This window comes from Ruegeria sp. SAZD013, from assembly GCF_059612525.1.
The window spans coordinates 51,913-78,858 of sequence record NZ_JBXWQT010000037.1; the positions used below are offsets into that span (position 1 = coordinate 51,913).

The window sequence follows — 26,946 nt, forward strand, 5'->3', positions numbered from 1 at the left end:
ACCCCCTTGACCTTCCTGTCACTGGAACCCCCATCTGGAGGGCAGAAAACCACGTGGGATGAGTCGCATGGCGCAAAAAGCACTGACAGAACTGAAAGTCACCGGCATGGGATGCGCGTCCTGTGTGGGCCGTGTCGAGGCTGCGCTGCGTAATGTATCTGGTGTTGATGCGGCCTCGGTCAATTTCGCGACCAAGACGGCGCAGGTGGAATTTGACGGGCCGGTTTCGTCCCTGACTGCGGCGCTGGATGCAGCCGGCTATCCGGCTGAAACAAGTCATGCGGATCTGAGCATCGAGGGCATGAACTGCGCATCCTGCGTTGGCAAGATCGAGCGCGCGTTGGCGTCCACCGCTGGCGTGATCGAAGCGCAGGTCAATCTGGCAACTCGGACGGCTTCGGTGACTTACGCCACAGCTGCAACTACGCCCGAGGCGCTGGCTCAGGTTGTTACCGGAATTGGATACCCCGCGCGTATCCAAGGCGTTGCGGAACCAGAAAGCCGGGAAGACGATGAAATTCAGCGGCTGGTCCGTTCCACAATACTGGCAACGGCACTGGCCCTGCCCGTATTCATTCTTGAGATGGGCGGGCACGTGATCCCCGCCTTCCACCATTGGATACAGGCGACCATTGGAACGCAGACGAGCCATTTGATTCAATTTGCCCTGACCTCGGCTTTGCTGATCGGACCGGGCCGTGTGTTTTACCGCAAAGGTATCCCGTCGTTGTTGCAGGGCACGCCGGACATGAACGCGTTGGTAGCGCTTGGGACCGGCGCGGCTTATCTGTATTCGGTCACGGCCACATTCGCGCCCGGCTTGCTGCCGCAGGGTACAGCCAATGTCTATTTCGAAGCGGCCGCGGTGATCGTGGTTCTGATCCTTCTTGGCCGGTTGATGGAGGCACGCGCCAAAGGCAAAACAGGGGCTGCGATCCGAAAACTGGTGGGTTTGCAACCAAAAACCGCACGGGTCGAACTAGACGGACAGATACAGGACCGGCCAATCGCCGAAATCGTTGTCGGAGATATCCTGCACATCCGCCCCGGCGAGCGTGTACCGGTGGATGCCGAAGTGCTTGAAGGCACCTCTTACGTTGATGAGAGCATGATCACGGGCGAGCCTGTGCCTGTTGGCAAGTCGGTGGGAGCGCCTGTTGTCGGCGGCACCGTGAATGGCACCGGCGCTCTACGGGTAAGCGCCACCCGGGTCGGTGGCGACACGGCTCTGGCACAGATCATTCGTATGGTGCAGCAGGCGCAGGGCGCGAAACTGCCTATTCAGGGGTTGGTGGATCGGATTACCTATCGCTTTGTTCCTGCGGTCATCGCTGTTGCGGTGATCACCGTCGCGCTCTGGCTGATCTTCGGCCCCAGCCCAGCCCTTCCCCTTGCGCTTGTCGCAGGTGTTTCAGTTCTGATCATCGCCTGCCCGTGCGCAATGGGGTTGGCGACCCCAACCTCGATCATGGTGGGCACCGGGCGGGCGGCAGAAATGGGAGTTTTGTTCCGCAAAGGGGATGCGTTGCAACAGCTTCAGCAGGCGCGCGTCGTCGCGTTGGACAAGACCGGAACCCTGACGCTGGGGCGCCCCGAACTGGACAGCGTGACAACGGCTAAGGGGTTTGGCCGGGAGGAGGTTCTACGGCTGACCGCAGCCCTTGAGGCAAGGTCGGAACACCCGATCGCTTCCGCCATCACCCGAGCGGGGCCCGCGACACTGCCAGAGGCATCGGATGTCCGTTCGCTTACCGGGCTTGGCCTGCAAGGGTTGGTCGAAGGCCGCGACGTGTTAATCGGGTCGCACCGGTTGATGCAGCAGAGTGGGATCACCCTTGGAGCTCTGACGGATGAGGCCGAAACCCGTGCCGCTCAAGGGGCAACTCCTCTGTTCGTGGCTCTGGATGGGCAGGCGGCGGCCACTTTGTCCGTTTCTGACCCGATCAAGCCCGGCACAGTGGAGGCGCTGGACCGGTTGCACCAAATGGGGCTAACCGTGGCCATGATCACCGGTGACAACGCGCGCACGGCGCAGGCTCTGGCCGACCGGCTGGGGATTGATCATGTCACTGCCGAGGTACTGCCTGATGGCAAGGTAGATGCAATAACGGCTTTGCGGGACCGGTTCGGAGTGCTGGCCTTTGTCGGTGACGGGATCAACGATGCCCCCGCTCTTGCGGCGGCTGATATCGGCATCGCCATCGGTACCGGCACGGATGTGGCCATCGAAACAGCCGACGTTGTCCTCATGTCCGGTGATTTGCGGGGCGTCGCGAATGCGACCGAGATCAGCCGCCGGACAATGAAGAATATTCGCCAGAATTTGGGCTGGGCCTTCGGATACAATGTCCTTCTGATACCGGTGGCTGCCGGTGCGCTGTACCCGTTTGGCGGCTATCTGCTATCCCCTGCACTGGCGGCTGGTGCAATGGCACTGTCGAGCGTTTTTGTGGTCTCGAATGCGCTGCGCCTGCGCCGCATTCGCGCCAGCCTGCCGGAAACATCAGGTACGGCCACCAAAGAGGTGCACGCATGAACATCGGAGATGTTTCCGCCCGCACTGGCCTGCCCGCCAAGACGATCCGGTATTATGAGGACATTAACCTGATCAAACCAATGCGCGACGACAATGGCTATCGCCGGTTTCGCGACCAGGACGTGCATAAGCTGAACTTTCTGGGTCGCGCCCGGGCGCTTGGGTTCACCATCGAGGATTGCCGGACCCTGCTGGCACTCTACGAAGATGAGACCCGTGCCAGTGCCGACGTGAAACAGGTTGCACGCGACCATCTTGTTCAGATCGAAACCAAGATCGCAGACCTGAACGCCATGCGCGATACGCTAAGTCACTTGATCGACGCCTGCGCCGGGGACGACCGGCCCGATTGCCCAATCCTACGAGATCTGGGTGGGAAAGGCTGACTTGGGGTTGCCCTTTGGGCGCAGCTTTGCTTTGTCTTCGCCAGAGATTTCGGTCAGGCCTGTTTCGCTGAAGCCGACCGAACAGCGGAGAGGATCACAAAATGGCAAAAGTCGCGTTCCTTGGCCTTGGTGTCATGGGCTATCCCATGGCCGGACATCTGCAAGCCGCAGGCCATGACGTCACCGTTTACAACCGTACGACTACCAAGACCGAGGCCTGGGTCGCGCAGCATGGCGGCGCGATGGCGACCACTCCGGAAGACGCCGTCACGGGTGCTGAGTTTGTCATGGCCTGCGTCGGTAATGACGACGACCTTCGCGCGGTTTGCACCGGCGAGGGCGGCGCGTTTCAGGGCATGTCCGACGGGGCCATTTTTGTCGACCACACGACAGTTTCGGCAAAGGTCACGCGCGAACTTTATGCGGCTGGCCAATCTGAGGGTATCGCTTTTGTGGATGCCCCCGTTTCGGGCGGTCAGGCGGGCGCTGAAAACGGCGTTCTCTCAATTATGTGTGGCGGCGATCAGGCAGCTTATGATGCGGCTGAACCGGTGATGAACGTCTATTCCAAAATCTGCCGTCGACTCGGAGCCAGCGGCGCGGGCCAGATGACCAAGATGTGCAACCAGATCGCGATTGCCGGACTGGTTCAGGGTCTCAGTGAAGCATTGCACTTTGCCGAAAAAGCGGGCTTGGACGGAAAGGCCGTTGTTGAGGTGATCAGCCAGGGTGCGGCGGGCAGCTGGCAGATGGCAAACCGGTATGAAACCATGCTGGATGATCAGTTCGAACATGGCTTTGCTGTTGACTGGATGCGCAAGGATCTGGGGATTTGTCTGGATACGGCCAATGAAACCGGTGCGTCTCTGCCGGTGACCGCTCTGGTCGATCAGTTCTACAAGGACGTGCAGAAACTGGGCGGCGGACGATGGGATACGTCATCGCTGTTCAAACGTTTGCGTGCCTTGGATTGAGGGGCCAGGGGGCTGTCTGCCCCCTCTTGTCCCTTTGGGCCAATTCACCCCCGAGGATATTTCCGGCCAGATGAAGAGGATCTCGGATGAGCGGGACGGAGAAAGAAATGAGCGATTTGGTGAACTTCTGGGCAGACGCGCTGCGCCAACACTGGGGGCTGGACGCACGGTTGACCCGGCTGGATGGCGAGTATGACCTAAACTTTCTGGCGCAGGCCAGAAATGGCCAGGACTATGTGCTGAAAGTCATGCGCGCGGGGTGTGACGCGGGCCTGGTAGATCTTCAAATCGAAGCGCTTGCGCATATCGCCTCGGAAGCACCGGGGTTGCCGTTTCCCAAGGTGTTCCCGGCGTTGAACGGCGCAATGTTGCCGGAAATTTCCGATTCCGAAGGGAAATCGCGGCTGGTGTGGTTGCAGGAACGCCTGCCCGGGCGCTGCTATGCACAAGCGAACCCGAAATCCGAAGAGCTGATCCTGAAATTGGGTCGTGTTGTGGGCGCAACAGATCGCGCGCTGGAGGGGTTTCAGCATGAAGCTTTGCACCGCCCAGATTTCAAATGGGACCTGACGCAAGCGAGTTGGATCAATGACAAGCTGGGCGCCATCAGCGATCCCGCGCGTCGGGCGTTGCTTCGGGATATCTGCAACGAATTCACGGCGATCACGGATAGGCTTGAGGGCCTGCCGAAACAGGCCATTCACAACGACGCCAATGATTATAACGTTCTGGTTGAAGGCGAATTGGGCGAGCGGAGGCGGGTTTCCGGCCTGATTGATCTGGGTGACATGTGTGCAGCACCGCGCGTCTGTGACCTTGCGATCGCCGGGGCCTATGTGGTGCTAGATCATGCCAGACCCGAGCGGGCATTAACTGCTCTCATACGGGGGTACCATGCCGCAAACCGACTGCAAGCCGAGGAGATCGACCTGATCTGGCCTCTGCTGCGGATGCGACTGGCAGTATCTGTCCTCAACTCGACCCTGATGGCGGTCGAAAACCCGGACGATCCATATGTGACAATCTCGCAGGCACCTGCGTGGCGGTTTCTTGAGAATGCATCCGTCAACGGCGGACTGATGTCTGCGCGTCTTCGGGCAGCGTGCGGGCTGCCGGTCGTGGACGGCGCAGAACGCATCCATGCGTATCTGCAAGAACATCGCGGCCGGTTTTCCCAACTGTTCGGTCAGGACCTAAGCGATGTTCCTATGGGGTCGTTGTCGGTTGAAAATTGTGTGTGGCCCCAGAACCCTTTCCACATGCCATTGGCCGAGGCCGCACATGTTGGTGAAGAATACGGCGAAGGGCTGTGGCTGGGCTATTACAACGAACCCCGCCTGATCTATGCCGAGCCGGGATTTCGCAAAGGGCCTTGGAAAGCCTCGGATCGGCGAACAGTGCATCTGGCGGTAGATGTGTTTGCACCTGCCGGGACAGTGCTGCATGCGCCAATGAGCGGGCGGGTCGAAGTGGTCGAGAACCGAGATCAGCACCTCGATTACGGTGCGGTGATAATCCTGCACCATGGAACGCCGGATGGCGATCCGTTCTACACGCTCTATGGTCATCTGGACCCGGAATGCTGTGACCGGTTGAAACCCGGCGATCCGGTGGCACAGGGGGCGGCGTTCGCCCGGTTGGGCGACGCCAGCCAGAATGGCGGATGGGCACCGCATGTGCATTTCCAGCTGGCGCTGACAACCAATGGCATGGAGGCGGATTGGCCCGGTGTCGGCGATCCGGATGAGATGGAGTTGTGGCACGCAGTCTGCCCGAACCCGGCGGCCTTACTGAACCTGCCGGATGACAAGGTTTTCTACCAACCCACCGACAAACAGGCGATCCTGCAGGGTCGCCGCGATCACTTTGGCGGCAACCTGTCGCTGACTTATGATGACCCTGTCATGCTCGTACGCGGGTGGAAACATCACCTGTTTGACGAATGGGGCCGCCCCTATCTGGACGCCTATAACAACGTCCCTCATGTGGGTCATGCGCATCCCCGCATTCAAGCTGCAGCGGCGGATCAGTTGAAGCGGATGAACTCGAATACCCGCTACCTGCATCCGGCACAGACAACTTTTGCTGACAAGATCCTGTCCAAACTGCCCGATCACTTCGAGGTCTGCTTCTTCGTCAATTCCGGAACTGAAGCGAACGAACTGGCCCTGCGGCTTGCCCGTGCCCATACCGGCGCCAAGGGGATCGTGACGCCAGACCATGGCTATCACGGCAATACGAATGCGGCTGTGGCGATATCGGCCTACAAGTTCAACAAACCCGGTGGCATCGGGAAAGCCGACTGGGTCGAACTGGTCGAGGTTGCGGACGACTATCGCGGTTCGTTCAAGCGTGACGATGCGGATCGGGCGCAGAAGTTTGCCGATCTTGTGGACCCGGCCATTGCTGCCTTGCAGGACCGGGGTCAGGGTCTGGCCGGGTTCATCGCTGAAACTTTCCCGTCTGTCGGTGGACAGATCATTCCGCCCAAGGGTTACCTGCCTGCGGTTTATGAAAAAATCCGTGCCGCCGGGGGTGTCTGCATTGCAGATGAGGTGCAAACGGGTCTGGGTCGCCTGGGTGAATATTACTTTGGCTTTGAACATCAGGGTGCGCTTCCTGATATCGTGGTGATGGGTAAGCCAATTGGTAACGGGCACCCTCTGGGTGTGCTGGTTACGACGCGGGCGATTGCCGACAGCTTCAATAACGGGATTGAATTCTTCTCGACCTTTGGCGGATCGACGCTGTCTTGCCGGATCGGCAAGGAAGTATTGGATATCGTCGATGACGAGGGCCTGCAGGACAATGCACGTCAGATGGGTGACCGCCTGATGACCGGGCTGCGCCAGATCGAAAGCGACTTTGGTTGTGTTGGCGATGTACGGGGCATGGGGCTGTTTCTGGGTGTTGAGCTGATCAATCCCGACGGAACCGAAGGAACTGAGATTTGCAGCTATGTCAAAAACCGGATGCGCGATCATCGAATTCTGATCGGCAGTGAGGGACCAAGGGACAACATCCTGAAAATCCGCCCACCGCTGACGATTGAGGCCGAGGATGTGGACATGATCCTGTGGGCGCTAAGGGACGTGCTGTCCGAGGTCGGTGACTTCTCTCCTGCTCCGGTTTGCGATCACGACCATCACCATGCGGGATGCGGGTGCTGCTGAAGGATTGACCCCGGCGCTTTGCCGGGGTTTGACCGTCCTGCAAGCACAGTCAATGCAAAACGGCAGTGCGGGTATCGTGGCCTGTCGTCGGAATCGCATTTCCCGTTGTCATACGTCGGAGCGTCAGGCCCAGTTCCTCCGACAGGGATGCCAGAGCAGGCGCAAAATCCGGGCGCACGATCAGTGACGCCATCATCATCGCATCTTCGCGTGCCCCTTCAGATGCAGCCGCAACCATTTGGGCAAAACAATTCTCATCCGCGCCCAAACATGCACACCCCAGACCGTGCCTGATTAACGGACGTCGACAATGCGTAGCGCAAAGCGAACACAGACGATCCAGCGTCAGCATGGCGGCACGCCCATAATCTGATCCCAGCGCTATGCGAAAATCGCTCGCGACATCAGCGCGACCCCTTTCGCCCTGACTCCACATCCGCAGATACATCACCGCACCCGCTTCGACTGGATCAAGGTCCGCCAGACGGCCGACCGCGGCACCTCCGCGCATTGAATGCGCGCTCATTTCGTCAGGATCAGTTTACCTGCACGGGTGATGCGCAGGGTATACAATTGGTCGCCCAACTCGATATGTGCCAGGTGGCCACCCTTGGTCAAATCCTCGGCCTTGTGCGCAGGCAGCATCGAGACAGCATAACCTTGGGTTGGGGTCGGGTTCTGTGCATTCATCGGGGGCATCTCCAGAGCGAGTCGGCATGGTGCCATACCTGTTGCGTTTCGTTTGATCTGGCTGACCCGAGAGGGTTGGCTTTCCGTTTCTGACATTAAATCTGATTGTTTTAGTAAGGTAAGTCAAGCGCTGTTTCAAATCAGGTGTCATTGAGCCGATTGCGCCCCTGAAAACGACGGGTTAAGACTTGGGACAAGTAATGAAAGGCAAGCAAAACGTGACCGCAGCAGTTGTTTTTGATCTGGATGGAACGTTGGTCGACAGCGTCGGGGACCTGGCAGCAGCGGCCAATAAAACGCTGAATGGCGTCGGTCACGATCCTGTACCCGTTGATGTGATCAGAGGGTTTGTTGGCAATGGCCTTCCCAAACTGGTCGTGCGCCTGATGCGACACTGTGATTTGCCCATGGATCGCCACGCGGAACTCACACAACAGACACTGAAGCATTATAATGCGGCCGTCAGTGCAACGACCGTGCCTTATCCCGGAGTTCCCGAAGCCCTGGAAAAACTGAAACAGATGGGGTGCGTTCTTGGTATCTGCACCAACAAACCCGAAGCACCCGCACGTCACGTGCTGGAGGCGCTCAACCTATCCCGGTTCTTCGACGTTGTTTTCGGCGGTGATACATTGCCAATTCGCAAACCGGATCCGGGCCACCTGCTGGAAAGCTTCAAAGCACTTGGGACCTCGGGCACACGCTTGTATGTCGGCGACAGCGAAGTCGACGCAGAAACAGCTGTAAACGCCAGGATACCGTTTCTGTTGTTCACGGAAGGGTACCGCAAGACCCCGGTGGCCAGTATACCGCACACCGTTGCGTACAGTGCGTCCGAAACACTGCCGACACTCGTGACCAAATTGATCCAGAACTAAGTACGTTCACACGATGTCAGTCATCAAACGAATGGCTTGGGCTTTCGCGAACCCCTAAAAGTTAAGAGGGGCCGGTCGAGGGGGTGTGACCAGCCCCTCATCGGGGAAAGTAAATACCGTGTTTGTGTGTGGTAAGTACGGTAAGTCATGTGTACCCCCGATCGGCAGCCAGCGAAATTGGGGGATTCCCGTAGTTCGGCGAAAATAACTGTAAAACTGGAAAAAACAGCAATTCAGGCCACCCAATTTACCTGTGAAAATTTGCCTATAAGATGGCTTGACGGTTCGAACATTCAGTTCGCAAGCTGAATGCGGGTGAAAGGTAACCCTTGGAAAAACAGGCCAGAAATCAGAGAGCGGCGCATCTGCAAGTCCTGCAGGGCATTCTGCCTTTTGACTGTGCGCGCCTTCCGGCGGAAATGCTGGCTGGTCTGAGTTTTGCCTGTCTCGCGATCCCCGAAGTCATGGGTTACACCAAAATCGCCGGCACACCGGTCATGTCCGGGCTGTATACAATCCTGATTCCAATGGCTCTGTTTGCGCTGTTCGGCTCTTCCCGACACCTTGTTGTCGGTGCCGATTCGGCGACAGCAGCCATCACCGCCTCGGGGCTGGCGGGCTTGGCGGTGTCCGGAACCTCCGAGTATCTGGCACTTGCGTCCTTGCTGGCACTTATGGCTGCCATGCTTCTGATAGGTGCGCGTGTCATAGGACTGGGGTTTCTGGCCGATTTCCTGTCCAGAACGGTATTGGTCGGCTTTCTGACCGGCGTAGGCATTCAGGTTGCGACAGGTCAAATCCCCGGATTGTTGGGCATCGAATCCGCTGGGCACGGAACACTTGCGAGATTGAAGGACGTTTATTTCAACATATCCAACGTCAAGTGGCCAACCGTGATCGTCTCATCAGCCGTGCTGGGCATTGTCCTAGGATGCACAAGACTTTCGCGCAAAATCCCGGGGCCATTGGTTGCCATAGTCGGGGTGGTCCTGTGCAGTTGGGCCTTTTCATTCGGCACTTCCGGAATCTTGGTGTTGGGAGAGGTTGCCGGCGGTTTGCCCTCCTTCTCGATCCCGGACGTGCAGTGGAGCTGGACCTTGTTCAAACAACTGCTTCCCACGGCCCTGTCCATCTTCGTTGTCATTCTGGCACAAAGCGCCGCCACATCGCGGGCATACGCCTCAAGATATGATGAGACATTCAACGAAAACACGGACCTGATCGGACTGGGTCTTGCGAATTTCGGAGCCGCATTCACGGGGACATTCGTGGTCAATGGCAGCCCCACAAAGACCGAGATGGTCGCCAGCGCCGGAGGGCGCAGCCAGGTAGCGCAACTGACAACAGTGGTAATAGTTCTGTTGGTTATCCTGTTTCTGACCAAGCCTTTAGCATATCTTCCCACAGCAGCACTGTCGGCCATCGTTTTCCTGATCGGTCTCAAGCTGATCGACCTGCACGGAATGGCAACAATTTACAGGCAGGCCCGGTCCGAGTTCTGGGTTGCCACGGCAACTGCCACCGTGGTCGTTCTGGTTGGGGTCGAGCAAGGCGTCATTTTTGCCATGGTCCTGTCTCTGGTCGACCACACGCGCAGGGGATATCACCCAAAGAATTCGGTAGTATTGCGCACCGAGTCCGGTGGCTGGCGCTCAAAGGGATTGGAAGCGCCAAACCAGTTCGAACCCGGTCTGGTAATCTACCGGTTTTCACACGGTATGTACTACGCGAACATGCAGATTTTCACCGAGGAAGTGACAACAATCGTTCAGAACGCAGACGGCAAACTGACATGGTTCTGCATCGACGCCTCGGCAATTGACGTTGTCGATTTCACAGCCGGGTTCACTTTGTGCAGTATCGCCAATTTCCTGCGATCCAAGAGGATACGGCTGGTTTTCACGCTGGTCGAGCCAGATGTGAAAGCCGAGCTGGATCGCTACGGCATCACAGAACTGATTGGTGAAACTGCGTTTTATGAAAACGGCAAAGCCCTGCTGGATGCCTATCACACGCGCCCAAATCCCATGTGACCGTTAATCACCTGTAGCTTCGCGCCCTGGACATCTTCCCGTTCCCCGGATTGAAAGAGTTGGTCGGATCGCAGCATTTGTAATGCGCCGCCAAATCGGGTTTGGCTTTGTACATGTGCCCCACATAGTGTTCGGCAGGATATTCCGCACCGCACTCGTCAAACAGGGCCAGCATTGCCGCCTTCAGCGCGCTCGGTCGCGTGCCCCTATCGGGTAGTCCGGTTTGTTTGTTAGTGCATCGTTGGCCTCTGGTCTATCGGGACGATGCTTTCGGGCGCAGGCGGGCAGGAGCCCAACGCGCTGTGCGGCCTGACGGTGTTGTAGTGGATACGAGATTGCTCGATCAGAGTTTGCGCCTCCTTTAGGCTTTAGAAGATTTCGCCGTTGAGCAGCTCGTCCCGGAACCGGGCGTTGAAGCTTTCGCAATGACTGTTCTCCTAGGGTGATCCCGGTTCGATGTAAGCCGTCTTCGCCCCGACAGCTGCAATCCACTCCCGCACCTTCTGGGCGATAAATTCCGGCCCATTGTCGGATCTTATGAATGCCGGCGGGCCGCGGAGGATGAACAGGTCAGTCAATGCATTCAGCACATCTGTTGAGTTGAGCTTACGATCGACGCGGATCATCAGCGCCTCGCTGGTGTATTCGTCAATGATGTTCAGCGTCCGATACACGCCCACGCCAGTCAGAACCCATACCACTGGATAGCCAGCCAACAACTCCGAAGGGGTCCAACACAACCAGTTTGCCCGCAAAAAGGTTCGGTTTCCCTTGCGGTTCTTTCGAAAACCCTGCGTCAGATATCTTGACCGGGCGGTTCCAAAAGACCGCCGGGTTCTAACAATGCCCGCTCTGAAAGCCATGGGTTAAGTTCTAGCGCCTCGGCAAGGGCAGAGCGCGCGTCGTCAAGGCGCTTCAGACCCAACAATGACAAGGCGCGACCGCTCAGCGCACCTATGTGGTTCGGCGACAACTCGATCGTGACATTCAGATCCTGCAAGGCAGCAGCGAAGTCTTGTCTGAGATAGTTCACAAATGCGCGCTGATTGTAGCCTTCGGCGTAGTTCGGGCAGTAATCGACAAGCTGGTCAAGCTCTTCCAACGCGCCCAGTAAATCCCAAGCCTCCCGCCGTGCCATTCCCCGGTCCAGCAAGCCTTGCGCACGCGCATCCGGCGCGTCCGTCCAAAGCTCCCACATCTGGTTGGAAATGGCGCGCGCATCATTTTGCGATTCTGCCTTCTGAACCTGATTGATTAGCGCATCCACACCTTCTGAATGATCCGGAGCATCAGGGCAGGACTGGGCGTGCGCCGCACAAGACAAGGCAACAACAGAAAGAGCAGAGAGGAAAGCGTGTGTCATGTACCAAGGATGGCTCGTAATCCTGATCCGTCAAGCCTGATGCTCGAACCCACCCAAACTGCCGGCTTCCTTAACCGCCTCCATCGCCACAAAGGTCGAGGTGCTGGCGACATGCGGCATGGATGAAATCTTTTCGGCCAGAACACGACGATACTCTGACATCGTGGCTGTGCGGACCTTCAACAAATAGTCGAAATTCGAAGCAATCATATGGGCTTGCTCGACCTCGGCAGTTTTTCGGACAGCCGCATTGAACTCGGCCAGTGCCTTTTCGCGGGTATCGGTCAGGCGCACTTCGACAAAGGCAACGTGGTCCAGCCCCAGTCTGATCGGATCCAGCATCGCCCGGTATCCTTTGATCACCCCGCTTGCTTCAAGCCGTTTCAGGCGCGCCTGTGTCGGTGATTTCGACAGACCAATTTCGCGCGCAAGATCGGCGACCGAAATGCGCCCATCCTCGGCCAGAATTCTCAGAATCGACCGGTCAAACCGGTCCAGGTCAGGAAAGTTCATTTGTGCTGCTCTCTGGCGAAATTTCAGGTGTTCCGCCTTCAATTATCGTAAACTCAGGCGATTGTCCTGAGTTTTCGCAGGTATATTGGCACAAAGACCGGAGGACTCATGTCTCATACCCTGCGTACATTAATCGACACCTCAACCTATGCTGACCAGTCGGCGATCCTTGAAACCCTGATCTCTCAGGCCAGCCTGAGCGCCACAGACCGCGCCGCCATCAGCGCCGCCGCCGCGCAGCTTGTGCGCGACATCCGCTCCAGCACGTCTCCGGGGTTGATGGAGGTGTTTTTGGCCGAATACGGCCTGTCCACCGACGAAGGCGTCGCCCTGATGTGCCTGGCCGAAGCGCTGTTGCGCGTGCCGGATGCCGACACGATTGACGCGTTGATTGAAGACAAAATTGCCCCTTCGGACTGGGGCAAGCATCTTGGGCACTCGTCTTCATCCTTGGTGAACGCCTCAACTTGGGCGCTGATGCTGACGGGCAAGGTTCTGGACGAAGGCAAGGCCTCGCCTGTTGGCGCCCTGCGCGGGGCCATCAAGCGATTGGGTGAACCCGTGATCCGTACCGCCGTGTCGCGGGCGATGAAGGAAATGGGGCGGCAATTCGTGTTAGGTGAATCCATCAACGCCGCGATGGAGCGTGCGCGCGGGATGGAAAACAAAGGATATACCTACTCCTACGACATGCTGGGAGAGGCCGCGCGAACCGAGGCGGACGCCGCGCGATATCACCTGTCGTATTCACGCGCCATCTCGGTCATCGCCGAAGCCTGCACCCATGAGGATATCCGCGCCAACCCGGGAATTTCAGTCAAGTTGTCAGCCCTGCATCCCCGTTATGAATTGGCGCAGGAAAAGCGCGTGATGGATGAACTGGTTCCCCGACTGCGGGCGCTGGCCCTTTTGGCCAAGGCCGCTGGTATGGGGCTAAACGTCGACGCCGAAGAGGCGGATCGCCTGTCTTTGTCACTGCAGGTGATTGAGGCGGTGATGTCCGATCCGGCGCTGGCCGGCTGGGATGGGTTCGGCATCGTGGTTCAGGCTTATGGGCCACGCGCGTCGCTGGTTCTGGACACGCTCTATGACATGGCGGAACGCCACGATCGCAAGCTGATGGTCCGTCTGGTCAAAGGCGCCTATTGGGATACCGAGATCAAACGCGCGCAGGTCGAAGGTGTGGACGGCTTTCCCGTCTTCACCCACAAGGCGGTCACCGATGTGTCCTATATCGCCAATGCGCGCAAATTGCTGGGCATGACAGACCGGATCTATCCGCAATTCGCCACCCACAACGCCCATACAGTCAGCGCCATCCTGCACATGGCCGAAGGTCAGCCTTTTGAATTTCAGCGCCTGCATGGCATGGGCGAGACATTGCATCAGCTTGTGATGAACAGGCAGAAGACCCGCTGCCGCATTTATGCACCGGTTGGCGCACATCGTGACCTGCTGGCCTACCTTGTGCGGCGTCTGCTGGAAAACGGAGCGAACTCATCCTTCGTCAACCAGATTGTCGACGATAACGTCCCGCCGGAAGTGGTTGCCGCAGATCCGTTTGTTACTGTTCAAACGCCTCCGCCCCCGCTGCCCACCGGCCCCGAACTGTTCCAGCCGGATCGCCCCAATTCCAAGGGCTTCGATCTGCACCACACCCCGACGCTGGACAAGGTTGACGCAGCGCGGGACCAGTTCCGCGCGTATCACTGGTATGCACAACCCTTGCTGGCTGACGCTGCCAAACCCCAAGCGGATGAGCAGGTAATCAACCCGGCGAATCCTGCCGACAAGCCCGGCGCGGTGGCTCCGGCGAGTGAAGCAGATGTGGAACTGGCGCTGGCTTCGGCAAAGCCATGGCAGGCCCCGGCAGTCGAACGTGCCCGTATCCTGAACTCTGCCGCCGATCTTTATGAAACACATTACGGCGAGTTGTTCGCCCTGCTGACGCGTGAGGCTGGCAAGTCGCTGCCCGACGCGGTGGCGGAACTGCGTGAGGCGGTGGATTTCCTACGTTACTACGCCGCCAACATTCCTGATGCCGAGCCCGCTGGCATATTTACCTGCATCAGCCCGTGGAACTTCCCGCTGGCGATTTTTTCCGGGCAGATTTCGGCTGCTTTGGCGACCGGGAACGCCGTTTTGGCCAAGCCTGCGCCGCAGACACCCCTGATCGCGCACCGCGCCATTCAATTGCTGCATGAGGCTGGTGTGCCGCGCGACGCGCTGCAATTGCTGCCGGGTGGTCCGGCCGTGGGCGCGGCGCTGACATCGGATGCGCGCGTCTCGGGCGTGGCCTTCACCGGTTCAACGGCAACCGCTCTCAGGATACGGTCGGCAATGGCTGGGTCCATGCGCCCCGGCACCCCGCTGATCGCGGAAACCGGCGGCCTGAACGCCATGATCGTTGACAGCACTGCACTTCCGGAACAGGCCGTGCAATCGATCATTGAAAGTGCCTTTCAATCCGCAGGCCAGCGGTGTTCGGCACTGCGATGCCTGTACCTGCAACAGGATATCGCAGATGACGTGCTGACCATGCTCAAAGGGGCAATGGATGCCCTGCGCATCGGGGACCCCTGGCTGATCTCTACCGATTGCGGCCCGGTGATCGACGCGCAGGCCCAGCAGGTCATCGCCGATCACGTCGCTACGGCACGGGCCGAAGGGCGCGTTCTGAAAGAGCTGCCGCTGCCGCCCGAAGGCATCTTTGTTGCCCCAACGTTGATCGAAATCTCGGGCATTGCCGCGCTGAAGCGTGAGATTTTTGGCCCCGTGTTGCACGTGGTAAGATTCAAAGCGCAGGAGATCGACAAGGTCATCGCGGATATCAACGCAACCGGATACGGGCTGACCTTTGGCCTGCAAACCCGGATCGACGACCGGGTGCAGCATGTGACCGAAGCTATCCATGCCGGAAACATCTATGTAAACCGCAATCAGATCGGTGCCATCGTTGGCTCCCAACCTTTTGGCGGTGAAGGGCTGTCAGGCACCGGTCCGAAGGCGGGCGGCCCGAATTACATGGCCCGGTTCTGTGCACCGGATCGGCAAACCACGACAGAAACCTGGGAGCATTTGGGAGACCTACCTGCTCCTCAGGGCCAGCCTGCCCCAATCCGGACCCGTTCTCTGCCCGGCCCAACCGGAGAATCGAACCGGCTGAGCGAATATCCCCGCCCGCCTCTTCTGTGCATGGGGCCGGGGGAAACGGCAGCGCGCGCGCAGGCTGACGCCGTACTGGCGCTGGGTGGCACGGCCATTCAGGCAACCGGAATGCTTGACCTTCACCGGTTGGAGAACCTGACCGGTATCTCGGGTGTCCTTTGGTGGGGCGACGCTGAAACCGCGCAGCAGATCGAACAGCACCTGGCCCGCCGGAACGGTCCCATTGTGCCCCTGATTCCGGGCAGACCCGACCGCGCGCGTGTGCTGGGTGAACGCCATGTGTGTGTCGATACGACCGCAGCCGGTGGAAACGCTGCGTTGTTGGGAGGTGCGGCATAAGCTTGCCTTGACGCTGGGCGCGCAAAAGCCCAGCGTCACCTCATGTTTCCGATCCGCGACCATAACCCCTCAGGGCGCACGCCTTATGTTGTCTACGCCTTATTGGCGGCCAACATCCTGATCTTCCTCAGCTATGTGGGGATCATGAATGATGCGCCACTTATCAACCGGCTGTTCTTCGACTATGCTATCATCCCGGCGCGGGTCAGTGATGGGGTTGGTCTGGAAACCCTTGTGACATCCATGTTCCTGCATGGGGGATGGATGCATCTGGCCGGGAACATGCTGTTCTTATGGATATTCGGCGACAATCTGGAAGACGAAATGGGCCATCTGCCCTTTTTGCTGTTCTATCTGGTCGCAGGTATCGGCGCAGGTCTGATCCATGTGGTTACAGGGCCGGACTCTCAGGTGCCTACCGTCGGCGCCTCGGGCGCGATTGCAGGTGTCATGGGTGGATACCTGCTGCTGTTTCCCAAGGCGCGTGTGGATATTCTGCTGATCCTGGTTGTCTATTTCAGGGTCTTTACCATCCCCGCCTTCATCATGCTGGGCGTATGGCTGGCGATTCAGTTCTTTGGCAGCGTCACCAGCAACCCGGACGAAGGCGGTATCGCCTATTGGGCCCATACCGGCGGGTTTGCCGTGGGCCTGATCCTATGCGTGCCATTGTGGCTGCGGCGCGGCGGCGTGCAGTTTTGGAACCGCACGCACGGGCACCCGCCCCACCCAGAGGCAACGTACAAGCTGTCGCAGTCACGTATTCCGCGCGTTCCGCGTCGATAAAGCTAGGCTAAGAGGCGATCAGCCTCGGATGACTTTGGCGAATTGATCAAAGATCGGTTCATTCGAACAGATCACTTCACCATCTTCCAGCACGTTGTCTTCGGGGTTCAGGGCCTGTACGAAGCCGCCCGCCTCTTTCACGATGATGATACCGGCGGCAACATCCCACGCGTTCAGGCGGCGTTCCCAGAAACCTTCGTACCGACCCGCGGCCACATATGCCATGTCAAGCGCCGCAGCCCCCCAACGGCGCACACCGGCGCAGACGGGCATCAGACGCGCCAGATCCTGCAGGGTTGCAGGCAGGTCAGAACGACCCCCAAAGGGCAGGCCGGTTGCAAAGATCGATTCAATCATGCGGTGACGCCCCGACACACGAATTCGGGTGTCGTTCATCCACGCACCTTCGCCTTTTTCAGCAAAGAACATCTCATCCTTGGCAGCATCATAGATCACGCCAGCAACGATCTTGCCCTTATGTTCCAGTGCAATCGAAATTGCCCAATGCGGCAGGCCATGCAGAAAATTGGTGGTGCCGTCCAGCGGATCGACGATCCAGCGGCGGGTCGGGTCTTCTCCGTCGATGAAACCGCCCTCTTCGGCCAGCCAGCCATAGGTCGGGCGTGCGCCCAGCAATTCGTCCTTCAGGATGGCCTCGGCCGCGATATCGGCCTTGGAAACAAAGTCGCCCGCGCCTTTCATCGACACCTGCAGATTCTCGACTTCACGAAAGTCCTTGACCAAAGAACGCCCGGCCTTGCGCGCGGCCTTGATCATGATGTTGAGATTTGCACTGCCAACCATTGTAAAAGGGCTCCTGTCCGGTCAAACCGCGCGTATACTGCCGCAAGGCTTCCTTGCCAAGAGGAATGATACGCATAACAGACCCGCAGAAAACGCCTCTACCGGGATTGCAGCTTGCGCGCCTCTTCGCGGGCCAGTTTCACCAGTTCCTGCACGTAGGGTTTATCCAGATCATCTGATCGGACCGCTGCATAAAGGCGACGCGTGATCCCCTCTTTGGTCAGGGGCCGGGTCACATAGTCCGAGTTGTATTTGACCTCGCGCACGACCCAATCCGGCAGAACCGAGATGCCTCGGTTTGATGCCACCAGAAGCAGGATGACAGCTGTCAGTTCCACCTGCCTGATCGAGGCAGGTTCGACCCGTGCAGGGATCAACAATTGGCTGAACACGTCCAGACGTGTGCGCTCCACCGGGTAGGTGATCAGAGTCTGGCCTCGGAAATCCTCAGCCTCGATATAGGCTTTTTCCGCCAGTGGATGGGCTGATGCAGCGACAAAGACGGGGTTGTAGTCAAACAGTTCCACAAACTCGACACCCGGCAGATCTTCGGGATCGGATGAGACCACCAGATCAACCTCTTCCTTCTGCAAGGCTGGAAGGGCGTCGAAGGCCAGACCGGGTCGAATATCTACATCCACGTCGCCCCAGGATTTCCTGAAGGATTCGAGAACCGGAAACAGCCATTCGAAACATGCGTGACATTCGATGGCGATATGCATCCGTCCGGTACGCCCGTCCCGCAGCGATGAAAACTCATTCTGTGCCGCCTCGACCTGCGGCAGGATCTGCTCGGCCAACCGCAGCAGACGCAAACCGGCGGCTGACAGCTTCATCGGCTTTGAACGTCGCAGAAAAAGCTCGACCCCGGCCTGATCCTCCAACCCTTTGACCTGATGACTCAATGCGGATTGGGTGATGTTCAATTGGTCGGCAGCGCGTGCCAACCCACCACATTCATGGATCGCCTTGATGGTTCGCAGGTGCCGGAATTCAATGTGCATCTCAAGTATCGTTCATGTTGTTGTTGAATAATATGAGTTTGTCTCACAATGCCTGTCATGGCACAAGATAGTCAGTTGATCCAGTGAGGCAGCCATGTCCAAACCCGAAATTTCATTCGAGTTCTTTCCGCCCAAAACTCTGGAGGCTTCTTTCCGCCTTTGGGATACGGTCCAGACATTGGCACCGCTGGAGCCTCGTTTTGTTTCCGTCACCTACGGTGCAGGCGGTACGACCCGGGAACTGACGCGCGACGCGGTCGCAACCCTGCATAAATCGTCTGGCCTGAACGTCGCCGCGCATCTGACCTGTGTCGACGCTTCGCGGCAGGAAACGCTGGAAATCGCCGACACATTCGCACGTGCGGGCGTGCAGGACATCGTGGCCCTGCGGGGCGACCCGCCGAAAGGGCACGACCGGTTCGTACCGCACCCAGAAGGCTTTAACAGTTCGATTGAGTTAATTGAGGCGCTGGCTGAAACCGAAATGTTCAGCATCCGTGTCGGGGCCTATCCTGACAAACACCCTGAAGCTGCGGACATGTCAGCAGACGTGGACTGGCTGAAGGCCAAACTTGACGCGGGCGCTGACGAAGCCCTGACGCAGTTCTTTTTCGAGGCCGAAACCTTCTTCCGTTTCCGTGACGCCTGCGCCAAGGCGGGCATCGACAAACCGATCGTTCCGGGCATTCTGCCTATAGAAAACTGGGCAGGCGCGCGCAAGTTCGCCAAAAGCTGCGACACGCATATTCCCGATTGGGTCGAACAAGCCTTTGAAAAGGCCGTGCGCGACGGGCGTGAGGATCTGCTGGCAACTGCGATCTGCACCGAGTTGTGCTCAGACCTGATCGAAGGTGGCGTGGACAAGCTGCATTTCTATACCCTGAACCGTCCCGAACTGACGCGCGATGTGTGCTTTGCCCTTGGGATTACACCACAAGTCGATCTGCAAAACGTCGCCTGACATCTGAAAAATCCAATGATTCGCCCGAGTTACGAACATGCCCGGGCGTTTTCCTTTTCTTATGCGCGACCTGTTTCACAGTCGCATCCGCGAATTCACGCCTTTGCGGAACAATGGAATCTTCGCATCGCGATTGTTGTCAGCTTTCCTCTCAATCAAACGTGAGATTTGACAAAACCATGCCCTCGGCAACACTAGGGGTGTGTAGTTTTTAATGAGTGTTTTGAGTATGGAACCTGTCGATAAGGTCAGGGCACGCACGGATGCCCTGGCAGATCTGGGCCTGAACCCGTCTGCCAATTCCAGTGAAATACGAGAGGCCTGGCGTCACATCGCCTTTCACACGCATCCGGATCATAAGGAAGGCGACAGTTCCGGGTTTTCGCGCGCCAAGGCAGCCTATGATTTTCTGCGCAAAGAAGGGCTCGCGACAAAGGGCGGCGCCGCTGCTGGCCCGCCACAACCACGTCGGGCGCGGCTGAAAAAACGTATCATCGAGCTTCCGCAGGAGGATATTGCCGCCTGCGAGGCGATGCTGAATCCTGGGCAAGCGCTGTCGCATATGAACAGTCAGCCGGGTATTCAACCCAAATGCTGCAGTAGTGTTGCTGACCATGTTCCCGACGCGGTCGGATGCTATGGGCGACACCTGACTTACTTCGTCACAACACCGGTCAATCAGGGCGCAAATCGTGTGGCTTTGCCAACTACCGTTCTGACCAGTGCGCGGCACACCACAGCGGAAATCCTGAGCTTTCAGTCCAGCGACACAGGCGCCGGGGAAGTAGTCATTCCCGATACGATCCGCGAACGCAAATTCCCGGGTGCCAAAAGCGTCAGGATCCGGTTTGATGCAGATCAGGCGATACGGGATCAGTTCTGGCTTGCTGGCTGAACGAAAAGCCCGGCTGGTTAAGCCGGGCTTTGTGCATTTGCGGCCGGGTCAGTTTTTCACCGGACCTTCCGAGGTAAATTTCGGGATAACGCTGGTCGAGGCGTCAGACGGCTCGATACCCGGCCAGTTGCCTTCAGCAAGGTTGATGTTGCCCGGAATGTCTTCTTCGAAGAACCCGACAACCACATCCGTGATGTTTAGATACAGCTTGTCGTCAACGATCCGCCACAAGTTCGGGTTTGCCGGAACCTTGCCGCCGCGCGACACACCATAGGCGCAGTGGCCATCATATTGCGGGGCATAATAGGCCGGGTTTTCCAGAAATTTGTCGCGGTTTTCCTCGGACGAGAATGCCCAGGTTGCACCATTGTACTCGGCAGTGATGCTGGCATTGCCACGCACGCCTTCGTGCTGTGGCTGACCTACGGGGACCTGATCCAGGTTGCGATAGGCAACAACATCATACCCCGAGACGGCAAACCCCGTGCCGTCAATATATTGCGGTCCGGCAAATGCCGGAACGGCCAGGGCCAGGGCCGCAGCAAAGGTCAAAGCAAAGCGTTTCATGTAGTTTATCCTTTTCGTACCAGCGGTATCGGTGACGCCGTGATGGCAGGTCTGGCAAAACAATATGCGATTCCCATTCTGTTCGTAGCCCTCCTCGCGCCGCTGTGACCCCTCTCGAGCAAACGTGAGAGTTTGGTCGCGGATTATTACAAATTAAGCCGGAAAAGCTGGGTTGGACTCGGCGGATTGCAACACTACCTGTAAGACTGCACCGAACACGGCCCGGACAAAGGCATGAAAGGCAAGACATGAGCGACCAATCTTCGTATACTCCCCCAGCAGTCTGGACATGGGACAGTGAAAGTGGCGGACAGTTCGCCAACATTAACCGACCTATTGCCGGCGCAACTCATGACAAGGACCTGCCGGTTGGACGTCACCCTTTGCAGTTGTATTCCCTTGCGACGCCCAACGGTGTCAAAGTCACCGTAATGCTGGAAGAGTTGCTGGCATTGGGTCACGAAGGCGCTGAATACAACGCCTGGCTGATCAACATCAGCGATGGCGACCAGTTCGGTTCAGGGTTTGTCGAGGTCAACCCAAACTCGAAAATCCCCGCCCTTTGGGATCGCTCTGGCGACAAGCCGGTTCGGGTATTTGAAAGCGCCTCGATCCTGTTTCATCTGGCTGAGAAGTTCGGAGAGTTTCTGCCCGCGTCCGGGCCGGAACGGACCGAAGTCATGAACTGGCTATTCTGGCAAATGGGCAGCGCCCCTTATCTGGGCGGCGGGTTTGGCCATTTCTACGCCTACGCGCCTGAAAAGTGGGAATACCCGATCAACCGCTTCGCGATGGAGGCAAAACGCCAGCTGGACGTTCTGGACAGGGAACTGGCGAACAAGACCTATATCGCGGGCGAGGAATATACGATTGCCGACATGGCGATCTGGCCGTGGTACGGTCAGCTGGTTCTGGGCCGACTTTATAGCGCGGCAGAGTTCCTTGACGCGGAATCCTACAAGAACGTTGTACGCTGGGCCAAGGCGATTGACGCGCGGCCTGCGGTTCAGCGTGGCCGTATGGTCAACCGCGCCTTTGGCGAGCCGCACACACAGCTTCAAGAGCGCCACGACGCCAGCGATTTCGAAACACGAACGCAAGACAAACTGGAAGCTGCTGCGGAATAGCAGCGTCCCATCTTAGTGCCACGCGGCGCAATATGCGCCGCGTGTTTGCGTTTTGGTGGTTACTTCAGAATTGGTGGTTTCGCGGGATTGCTGCCCGGTACCTCGCGCACCAGATCTGCAACCTGCGGTTCGGGCAGGTCAAAGCGAAGCCCCGTCTTAGCCAGCAGCGCGGCAGCGGCGTCATCTGTGGCAAAGAACCCGACATCCATCGCCCCCGCCTCGATCCCTGAAAACGTCAACGCCTCCGAAGCTGCCTTGGCCAGCGCTGGCTCGGCCCCATCAACCGCTCCGACAAACCCCAGCAAATGACCCTGAGCGCCCGCTTCTGATTTCGTGGCGACCAGATAGGCCGCACTGGCAAGGCCGCCAGCAGTTGCCAGCTTTGCATCAAGGGCGGTCAACAGGCTGTCCGGCAAACCGGCGGGCGGCATGAACTCGGCAAGCTTTTCCTCGACCTCTTCCGGGCCATGCAACAACGTTTCGGCCAGCCAGCCCAAGGCCTCGGCAGGCACCAGCATGGATGATGGGGCAGTTTCCAGGTTCAGGCCCAGCCCGATCTCCCGCCCGGCCAGCATCGCCGACAACACACGCCCCGACAGCGCAACATAACGCACAGGCCTCCCCGCAAACTGCGCCAATCGTTCCTCGCGGTCGAAAGCCAACACAAAGCGCCCGTCGGCCACATCGAACACTTCGGGCGAGATGTTTTCGCCCACCGTTTCTTCGGTCAGCATCAAAAACAGCTCACTATCAGCAAGCCGTTCAAAAAACCGCAGACGGGCAGCATCGTTCTGCGGATCTGCCAGCATCGCGGCATGCGCCGTGTCCAACGCTGTGGTTTCAGTCATTCAGCACCTCTTGGACCCGCGCGCGCAGAACCGGCAGCAGTTCTGCCTCGAACCACGGGTTTTTCTTTACCCATGCCGTATTCCGCCAGGACGGATGAGGCAAGGCAAAGACCCGCGGCGCATGGTCCTGCCAGTTCCGAACGGTGTCCGTCACCGACCCCCGCGCCCCCAGATGATATTTATGCGCATGACCACCGACCAACACCGTCAACGGCACCTGCCCCAGTTCCTGCATCACCCTGTCATGCCAAGTTTTACCGCATATCGCGGGCGGAGGAAGGTCAGAACCGCGGGCATCATAGCCGGGGAAACAGAATGCCATGGGCACAATCGACACGAGGTCACGATCATAAAAAACAGGTTCATTGACCCCAAGCCATTGGCGAAGCCTGTCGCCTGACGGGTCTGTAAAGGGCCGCCCTGACTCGTGCACGCGCGCACCCGGGGCCTGCCCCGCGATCAGGATGGGTGTTCCGCGCCGAAACCAGACCACCGGGCGGGGTTCATGAGCAGTTTTGGTTTGCGCAAAGGACGCAGCGCACAGGCGGCACGCGCGGATTTCGCCATCTAGATTTACCATCTGGTTGCGTAACCTCCCAAAGCTGTTTTGCAAAGATCAGGTGTGAAACCACATAATAAAGGTGCGGAAGATTACCAGAAGTGCAGCGGAATTGCCGACAACCGATCAGTTGTTTGCGGGTTTGGCAGCAACGCATTGAACATTTGTTTCATAATTCGACATAATGTAGCCAACATGGATCGGTAAAAACCATCCTTTCTGACCGCCTGAAAGCGCGGCGACACAACGGAAACGAGCAGCAGGCCCCGAATGCTAGAGTTCGACAATGTCAGCAAGTCCTTCTGGACCGGGACGCGCCGCAAGGTGATCCTGGACAGGGTCTCGTTCCGTGTCGAACTGGGTACGTCGCTGGGCGTTCTGGCCCCGAATGGTACTGGCAAAACCACACTGATCAACATGATGGCCGGTCTGGAAAAGCCCGACGAAGGTGTGATCCGCCGCGAATGCCGGGTCTCTTTTCCCATGGGTTTTACCGGGGGTGTAACCGGCAAGTTGTCAGCGCTTGAGAACGCGCGATACATCGCCAAGATTTACGGCATGGACCCGGACTATGTTGAGGCGTATTGCAAATGGCTCTGCGGCTTGGGTGAATATTTCGAACAGCCGTTGTCCACCTATTCTTCGGGGATGCGATCACGATTCACGTTTTCTTTGATGCTGGCGCTGGATTTCGACATGTATCTTGTCGATGAAGGGATGCCAGCATCTACCGATGTTGAATTCAACGAAAAGGCAGGGGCGATCCTGAAGGAAAGGTTGCGCACTACGACTTTGGTGATCGTGTCGCACAGCCCGACTGTATTGGAGAAATTCGCTCAGCAAGCCGCCGTTCTGCTGGACGGGCAATTGTACATGTTTGACTCCTTGGAAGAGGCAAAGCAGCTATATGACTACGAAACCCAAGGTTAGAAAGTACAACTGGCGCAACAATCGTCAGGTGGAAGATTCGGCCGAGGCGCGTGCGGATGCAATCTCTCGCATACGGGGCGCGACGCAAGGCCAGGCACCAGCGGCCGAGGCTCAGCCAGGCACGCAAATTGACGACATCAAGCGCGAAGGCCTGACAGGCCGCCAGTTGCGCATCGCGCGAAAACTGGCGCAGAAACACGGACTGGCAGCAACATCGGACTATGATGCGGTGCGCTTGCTGCGCAAGAAAGGCATTGATCCGTTTCAGCGCACGAACCTTCTTGATCTTGCCGCGGCAAAGCCCTCGGCACAGGGCGACAGTTCGAAGGTCAAAGACAAGATCAGCATTCAGTTGCCGCAATCCATTGGCGCAAGCACACCGAACCTTCCGGGACCCGAGCTCAGCCCGGCTGAGCGGCGCAACCTTGAAATCGGTCAGATTCAGAAGGACATCGCGCGTCGACGCAGGCGTAAGCTGTTTGGCCTTTTCGCACGTTTGGCCGCTTTTGTGTTCCTGCCGACCTTTGTTGTGGGGTTCTATTTCTATCGCATCGCCACCCCGATGTATGCCAGCGATTCCGAGTTTCTGATCCTGCAAGCCGATGGCGGGCCAGGCTCTATCGGCGGGCTGCTTGCCGGGACGCAATTCGCCACCACGCAGGATTCCATCTCGGTTCAGTCTTTCCTGGAGTCGAAAGAGGCTTTGTTGCTGCTGGATCGGGACGCAGGGTTTTCCGATGTCTTCAGGCAGGAAAAGATTGATCCGATTCAAAGGCTGTCGCCCGACGCCACGCTGGAAGACGCATACAAGCTGTTCAAACGCATGATCACCATCGGGTATGACCCAACCGAAGGGGTCATTCGGATGGAGGTTGTAGCACCGGACGCACAGACCTCGACCGAGTTCTCGGAGCGTTTGATCTCTTACGCCGAAGATCGGGTGAATGCCCTGTCCGGCAAGAAGCGCGAAGACCAGATGCGCGATGCATTGGAAAGCTTTGAAGCGGCGCAGGAGGCGCGGCGGCAGGCGCAGGAGGAATTGATCGAGCTTCAGCTTCAAGGGGCGGTGCTGGACCCCGAGAATGTCATTGCCAGCCTGCGCGCCCGCATCAACGAGATCGAGATATTGGTGCAGGACAAAGAGCTTGAACTTGCCGCCCTGCAGGACAACCTGCGCCCGAACAAAGCCAAGGTTGACGGTGTCAAGGCTGACATTGCCCGGCTTGAAAAGGTGCTGGAACAACTGAATGCCGAGATGCAGGATGCTTCCGATGGCGAAAATTCGCTGGCGCGGTTGAGCGTGCGCATCCAGATCGCTCAGGCGGATCTGGCGGCGCGGGACATGATGCTGCAAACGGCAATGCAGCAAATGGAATCGACCCGATCCGAAGCCAATCGGCAGGTGCGTTATCTGACCGTCTCGGTGAACCCGATCCCCAGTCAGGAACCCAGCTATCCGCGCAAGTTCGAAAATACGATTTTGGCATTCCTGTTGTTTGCTGGTATCTACCTCATGATCTCGCTTACCGCGTCGGTCCTTCGTGAACAGGTATCCTCATAAGACTCATGAAACATGTAAAAATCTCCGACCTGACAGTCGGCAACGACCTTCCGCTGACCATCATTGCAGGCCCCTGCCAGCTTGAAACGGCAGACCACGCGCAGATGATTGCTGGCAAGATGAAAGAGGCCTGCGACGCAGCCGGTGCGCAATATGTCTTCAAAGCATCTTATGACAAGGCAAACCGGACCTCGCTGTCCGGCAAGCGCGGCATGGGCATTGAAGCGGGGTTGCAGGTTCTGGATAGCATCCGCAAATCGATGGGCATTCCGGTCCTGACCGATGTTCATACCGAAGCGCAGTGCGCCATCGCCGCCGAGGCGGTAGACGTCCTGCAAATCCCGGCGTTTTTGTGCCGCCAGACGGATATGCTGCTCGCTGCGGGCAATACCGGCGCAGTGGTCAATGTAAAAAAGGGTCAGTTTCTCGCGCCGTGGGAGATGCCCAATATCGTGTCCAAGATCGAAAGCACGGGGAATCATAATATCTTGCTGACCGAACGTGGCACTTCTTTCGGCTATAACACGCTGGTGGCTGATATGCGGTCCCTGCCGCAAATGGCCCAAACCGGTTATCCGGTGGTGATGGATGCGACCCATTCCGTGCAGCAACCGGGTGGAAAAGGTGGATCCTCGGGCGGGCAACGCGAATTTGCTCCGGTCATGGCGCGCGCCGCCGTGTCGCTGGGTATTGGCGCGGTGTTCATTGAAACACACCAAGATCCGGACAATGCCCCTTCGGATGGGCCCAACATGATTCCGTTGGATCAGATGCCCCAACTCATTGACACTTTGATGCGCTTCGATGCGCTGGCCAAAGCTGATCCTATTCAGATTTAACGATTGAGACTT

The 26,946-nt window shown here is 58.0% G+C and carries 22 protein-coding genes and 3 pseudogenes; 14 read left to right on the forward strand and 11 right to left on the reverse strand.

Annotated elements, in window-relative coordinates:
• Positions 1-67: 67 nt before the first annotated feature.
• From AC2FLU_RS17845 to AC2FLU_RS17860, 4 genes and pseudogenes are all read left to right on the forward strand, one after another.
• Positions 68-2,536: a heavy metal translocating P-type ATPase gene (locus AC2FLU_RS17845; protein ID WP_496809329.1), complete on the forward strand. Its 2,469-nt coding sequence runs from the start codon at positions 68-70 to the stop codon at positions 2,534-2,536.
• Positions 2,533-2,922 (forward strand): Cu(I)-responsive transcriptional regulator, encoded by a 390-nt coding sequence (gene cueR, locus AC2FLU_RS17850; RefSeq protein WP_209504709.1) that lies wholly within the window; start codon positions 2,533-2,535, stop codon positions 2,920-2,922. Before AC2FLU_RS17845 ends, cueR begins: the two co-directional genes overlap by 4 nt.
• Before the next feature lie 95 nt (positions 2,923-3,017).
• Positions 3,018-3,896: pseudogene (locus tag AC2FLU_RS17855) on the forward strand (NAD(P)-dependent oxidoreductase); the annotation flags it as partial.
• A 107-nt stretch (positions 3,897-4,003) separates the two neighbouring features.
• Complete coding sequence (locus AC2FLU_RS17860; RefSeq protein WP_496809330.1) at positions 4,004-7,069, forward strand: aminotransferase class III-fold pyridoxal phosphate-dependent enzyme; 3,066 nt, start codon at positions 4,004-4,006, stop codon at positions 7,067-7,069.
• Positions 7,070-7,118: 49 nt separating this feature from the next.
• Here the strand turns inward: AC2FLU_RS17860 and AC2FLU_RS17865 are convergent, their stop codons facing one another.
• Both AC2FLU_RS17865 and hemP read right to left on the reverse strand, forming a co-directional pair.
• On the reverse strand, positions 7,119-7,595 hold the full coding sequence (locus AC2FLU_RS17865) for a hypothetical protein (RefSeq protein ID WP_480553964.1): 477 nt from the start codon (positions 7,593-7,595) through the stop codon (positions 7,119-7,121).
• On the reverse strand, positions 7,592-7,759 hold the full coding sequence (gene hemP / locus AC2FLU_RS17870; RefSeq protein ID WP_480554139.1) for a hemin uptake protein HemP: 168 nt from the start codon (positions 7,757-7,759) through the stop codon (positions 7,592-7,594). The genes AC2FLU_RS17865 and hemP overlap by 4 nt, the downstream gene beginning before the upstream one ends.
• A gap of 200 nt (positions 7,760-7,959) precedes the next feature.
• Between hemP and gph the strand changes: the two genes are divergently transcribed.
• A complete protein-coding gene (gene gph, locus AC2FLU_RS17875; RefSeq protein WP_496812066.1) occupies positions 7,960-8,637 on the forward strand; it encodes a phosphoglycolate phosphatase in 678 nt (225 codons plus the stop codon).
• Positions 8,638-8,966: 329 nt separating this feature from the next.
• Positions 8,967-10,670, forward strand: coding sequence for a SulP family inorganic anion transporter (locus tag AC2FLU_RS17880; RefSeq protein WP_496812067.1), 1,704 nt, complete (start codon positions 8,967-8,969; stop codon positions 10,668-10,670).
• Positions 10,671-10,677: 7 nt separating this feature from the next.
• Here AC2FLU_RS17880 and AC2FLU_RS17885 read toward each other — a convergent pair.
• The 4 genes and pseudogenes from AC2FLU_RS17885 to AC2FLU_RS17900 all read right to left on the reverse strand — a co-directional run.
• Positions 10,678-10,866, reverse strand: a pseudogene (locus AC2FLU_RS17885) (D-lactate dehydrogenase); the annotation flags it as partial.
• Between the two features lie 34 nt (positions 10,867-10,900).
• A pseudogene (locus AC2FLU_RS17890) lies at positions 10,901-11,347 on the reverse strand (integrase core domain-containing protein); the annotation flags it as partial.
• Between the two features lie 119 nt (positions 11,348-11,466).
• Positions 11,467-12,033 (reverse strand): tetratricopeptide repeat protein, encoded by a 567-nt coding sequence (locus tag AC2FLU_RS17895; protein WP_496715266.1) that lies wholly within the window; start codon positions 12,031-12,033, stop codon positions 11,467-11,469.
• A 30-nt stretch (positions 12,034-12,063) separates the two neighbouring features.
• On the reverse strand, positions 12,064-12,546 hold the full coding sequence (locus tag AC2FLU_RS17900; RefSeq protein WP_480475581.1) for an Lrp/AsnC family transcriptional regulator: 483 nt from the start codon (positions 12,544-12,546) through the stop codon (positions 12,064-12,066).
• Between the two features lie 108 nt (positions 12,547-12,654).
• On the opposite strand from AC2FLU_RS17900, the gene putA reads away from it, so the two are divergent.
• Together putA and AC2FLU_RS17910 are read left to right on the forward strand one after the other, a co-directional pair.
• On the forward strand, positions 12,655-16,053 hold the full coding sequence (gene putA, locus AC2FLU_RS17905) for a bifunctional proline dehydrogenase/L-glutamate gamma-semialdehyde dehydrogenase PutA (RefSeq protein WP_496715268.1): 3,399 nt from the start codon (positions 12,655-12,657) through the stop codon (positions 16,051-16,053).
• A gap of 42 nt (positions 16,054-16,095) precedes the next feature.
• Positions 16,096-16,839 (forward strand): rhomboid family intramembrane serine protease, encoded by a 744-nt coding sequence (locus tag AC2FLU_RS17910; RefSeq protein ID WP_496715270.1) that lies wholly within the window; start codon positions 16,096-16,098, stop codon positions 16,837-16,839.
• A gap of 18 nt (positions 16,840-16,857) precedes the next feature.
• Here the strand turns inward: AC2FLU_RS17910 and AC2FLU_RS17915 are convergent, their stop codons facing one another.
• Both AC2FLU_RS17915 and AC2FLU_RS17920 read right to left on the reverse strand, forming a co-directional pair.
• Positions 16,858-17,643, reverse strand: a complete 786-nt coding sequence (locus tag AC2FLU_RS17915) for an inositol monophosphatase family protein (protein ID WP_496715272.1) — start codon at positions 17,641-17,643, stop codon at positions 16,858-16,860.
• 98 nt (positions 17,644-17,741) lie between these two features.
• A complete protein-coding gene (locus AC2FLU_RS17920) occupies positions 17,742-18,647 on the reverse strand; it encodes a LysR family transcriptional regulator (protein ID WP_480553958.1) in 906 nt (301 codons plus the stop codon).
• Between the two features lie 94 nt (positions 18,648-18,741).
• Here AC2FLU_RS17920 and metF point away from each other — a divergent pair, with 94 nt between their 5' ends.
• Both metF and AC2FLU_RS17930 read left to right on the forward strand, forming a co-directional pair.
• Entirely contained in the window at positions 18,742-19,608 is an 867-nt protein-coding gene (gene metF, locus AC2FLU_RS17925) for a methylenetetrahydrofolate reductase [NAD(P)H] (RefSeq protein ID WP_480553957.1), read from the forward strand.
• 229 nt (positions 19,609-19,837) lie between these two features.
• The gene (locus AC2FLU_RS17930; RefSeq protein WP_496812068.1) at positions 19,838-20,503 is read left to right on the forward strand and encodes a DnaJ domain-containing protein; all 666 of its coding nucleotides are present in this window, start codon (positions 19,838-19,840) and stop codon (positions 20,501-20,503) included.
• A gap of 48 nt (positions 20,504-20,551) precedes the next feature.
• On the opposite strand, the gene AC2FLU_RS17935 is transcribed toward AC2FLU_RS17930, so the two are convergent.
• Positions 20,552-21,070 carry a YHS domain-containing (seleno)protein gene (locus AC2FLU_RS17935; RefSeq protein WP_480553955.1) on the reverse strand — a complete coding sequence of 173 codons (519 nt, stop codon included), beginning with the start codon at positions 21,068-21,070 and terminating at the stop codon, positions 20,552-20,554.
• A gap of 248 nt (positions 21,071-21,318) precedes the next feature.
• On the opposite strand from AC2FLU_RS17935, the gene yghU reads away from it, so the two are divergent.
• Complete coding sequence (gene yghU, locus AC2FLU_RS17940; protein WP_496809333.1) at positions 21,319-22,197, forward strand: glutathione-dependent disulfide-bond oxidoreductase; 879 nt, start codon at positions 21,319-21,321, stop codon at positions 22,195-22,197.
• A gap of 59 nt (positions 22,198-22,256) precedes the next feature.
• Here the strand turns inward: yghU and AC2FLU_RS17945 are convergent, their stop codons facing one another.
• Positions 22,257-23,045 carry an SseB family protein gene (locus AC2FLU_RS17945; protein WP_496809334.1) on the reverse strand — a complete coding sequence of 263 codons (789 nt, stop codon included), beginning with the start codon at positions 23,043-23,045 and terminating at the stop codon, positions 22,257-22,259.
• Positions 23,038-23,625: a uracil-DNA glycosylase family protein gene (locus tag AC2FLU_RS17950; RefSeq protein ID WP_496715279.1), complete on the reverse strand. Its 588-nt coding sequence runs from the start codon at positions 23,623-23,625 to the stop codon at positions 23,038-23,040. The genes AC2FLU_RS17945 and AC2FLU_RS17950 overlap by 8 nt, the downstream gene beginning before the upstream one ends.
• A 249-nt stretch (positions 23,626-23,874) precedes the next feature.
• Between AC2FLU_RS17950 and AC2FLU_RS17955 the strand changes: the two genes are divergently transcribed.
• Genes AC2FLU_RS17955 through kdsA form a run of 3 tightly spaced genes read left to right on the forward strand, consistent with a single transcriptional unit; the run spans position 23,875 to position 26,934 of the window.
• Positions 23,875-24,534 carry an ABC transporter ATP-binding protein gene (locus AC2FLU_RS17955; protein ID WP_209504732.1) on the forward strand — a complete coding sequence of 220 codons (660 nt, stop codon included), beginning with the start codon at positions 23,875-23,877 and terminating at the stop codon, positions 24,532-24,534.
• On the forward strand, positions 24,512-26,095 hold the full coding sequence (locus AC2FLU_RS17960; protein ID WP_480475559.1) for a capsule biosynthesis protein: 1,584 nt from the start codon (positions 24,512-24,514) through the stop codon (positions 26,093-26,095). Before AC2FLU_RS17955 ends, AC2FLU_RS17960 begins: the two co-directional genes overlap by 23 nt.
• Before the next feature lie 5 nt (positions 26,096-26,100).
• Complete coding sequence (kdsA, locus tag AC2FLU_RS17965; protein WP_496812069.1) at positions 26,101-26,934, forward strand: 3-deoxy-8-phosphooctulonate synthase; 834 nt, start codon at positions 26,101-26,103, stop codon at positions 26,932-26,934.
• Positions 26,935-26,946: the final 12 nt, after the last annotated feature.

Excerpts from the sequence above, each read along its gene's own strand:
- AC2FLU_RS17845 (WP_496809329.1), top strand. The coding sequence starts at position 68 with ATGGCGCAAAAAGCACTGACAGAACTGAAAGTCACCGGCATGGGATGC.
- cueR (WP_209504709.1), top strand. The coding sequence starts at position 2,533 with ATGAACATCGGAGATGTTTCCGCCCGCACTGGCCTGCCCGCCAAGACG.
- AC2FLU_RS17860 (WP_496809330.1), top strand. The coding sequence starts at position 4,004 with ATGAGCGATTTGGTGAACTTCTGGGCAGACGCGCTGCGCCAACACTGG.
- AC2FLU_RS17865 (WP_480553964.1), bottom strand. The coding sequence starts at position 7,595 with ATGAGCGCGCATTCAATGCGCGGAGGTGCCGCGGTCGGCCGTCTGGCG.
- hemP (WP_480554139.1), bottom strand. The coding sequence starts at position 7,759 with ATGAATGCACAGAACCCGACCCCAACCCAAGGTTATGCTGTCTCGATG.
- gph (WP_496812066.1), top strand. The coding sequence starts at position 7,960 with ATGAAAGGCAAGCAAAACGTGACCGCAGCAGTTGTTTTTGATCTGGAT.
- AC2FLU_RS17895 (WP_496715266.1), bottom strand. The coding sequence starts at position 12,033 with ATGACACACGCTTTCCTCTCTGCTCTTTCTGTTGTTGCCTTGTCTTGT.
- AC2FLU_RS17900 (WP_480475581.1), bottom strand. The coding sequence starts at position 12,546 with ATGAACTTTCCTGACCTGGACCGGTTTGACCGGTCGATTCTGAGAATT.
- putA (WP_496715268.1), top strand. The coding sequence starts at position 12,655 with ATGTCTCATACCCTGCGTACATTAATCGACACCTCAACCTATGCTGAC.
- AC2FLU_RS17910 (WP_496715270.1), top strand. The coding sequence starts at position 16,096 with ATGTTTCCGATCCGCGACCATAACCCCTCAGGGCGCACGCCTTATGTT.
- AC2FLU_RS17915 (WP_496715272.1), bottom strand. The coding sequence starts at position 17,643 with ATGGTTGGCAGTGCAAATCTCAACATCATGATCAAGGCCGCGCGCAAG.
- AC2FLU_RS17920 (WP_480553958.1), bottom strand. The coding sequence starts at position 18,647 with ATGCACATTGAATTCCGGCACCTGCGAACCATCAAGGCGATCCATGAA.
- metF (WP_480553957.1), top strand. The coding sequence starts at position 18,742 with ATGTCCAAACCCGAAATTTCATTCGAGTTCTTTCCGCCCAAAACTCTG.
- AC2FLU_RS17930 (WP_496812068.1), top strand. The coding sequence starts at position 19,838 with ATGGAACCTGTCGATAAGGTCAGGGCACGCACGGATGCCCTGGCAGAT.
- AC2FLU_RS17935 (WP_480553955.1), bottom strand. The coding sequence starts at position 21,070 with ATGAAACGCTTTGCTTTGACCTTTGCTGCGGCCCTGGCCCTGGCCGTT.
- yghU (WP_496809333.1), top strand. The coding sequence starts at position 21,319 with ATGAGCGACCAATCTTCGTATACTCCCCCAGCAGTCTGGACATGGGAC.
- AC2FLU_RS17945 (WP_496809334.1), bottom strand. The coding sequence starts at position 23,045 with ATGACTGAAACCACAGCGTTGGACACGGCGCATGCCGCGATGCTGGCA.
- AC2FLU_RS17950 (WP_496715279.1), bottom strand. The coding sequence starts at position 23,625 with ATGGTAAATCTAGATGGCGAAATCCGCGCGTGCCGCCTGTGCGCTGCG.
- AC2FLU_RS17955 (WP_209504732.1), top strand. The coding sequence starts at position 23,875 with ATGCTAGAGTTCGACAATGTCAGCAAGTCCTTCTGGACCGGGACGCGC.
- AC2FLU_RS17960 (WP_480475559.1), top strand. The coding sequence starts at position 24,512 with ATGACTACGAAACCCAAGGTTAGAAAGTACAACTGGCGCAACAATCGT.
- kdsA (WP_496812069.1), top strand. The coding sequence starts at position 26,101 with ATGAAACATGTAAAAATCTCCGACCTGACAGTCGGCAACGACCTTCCG.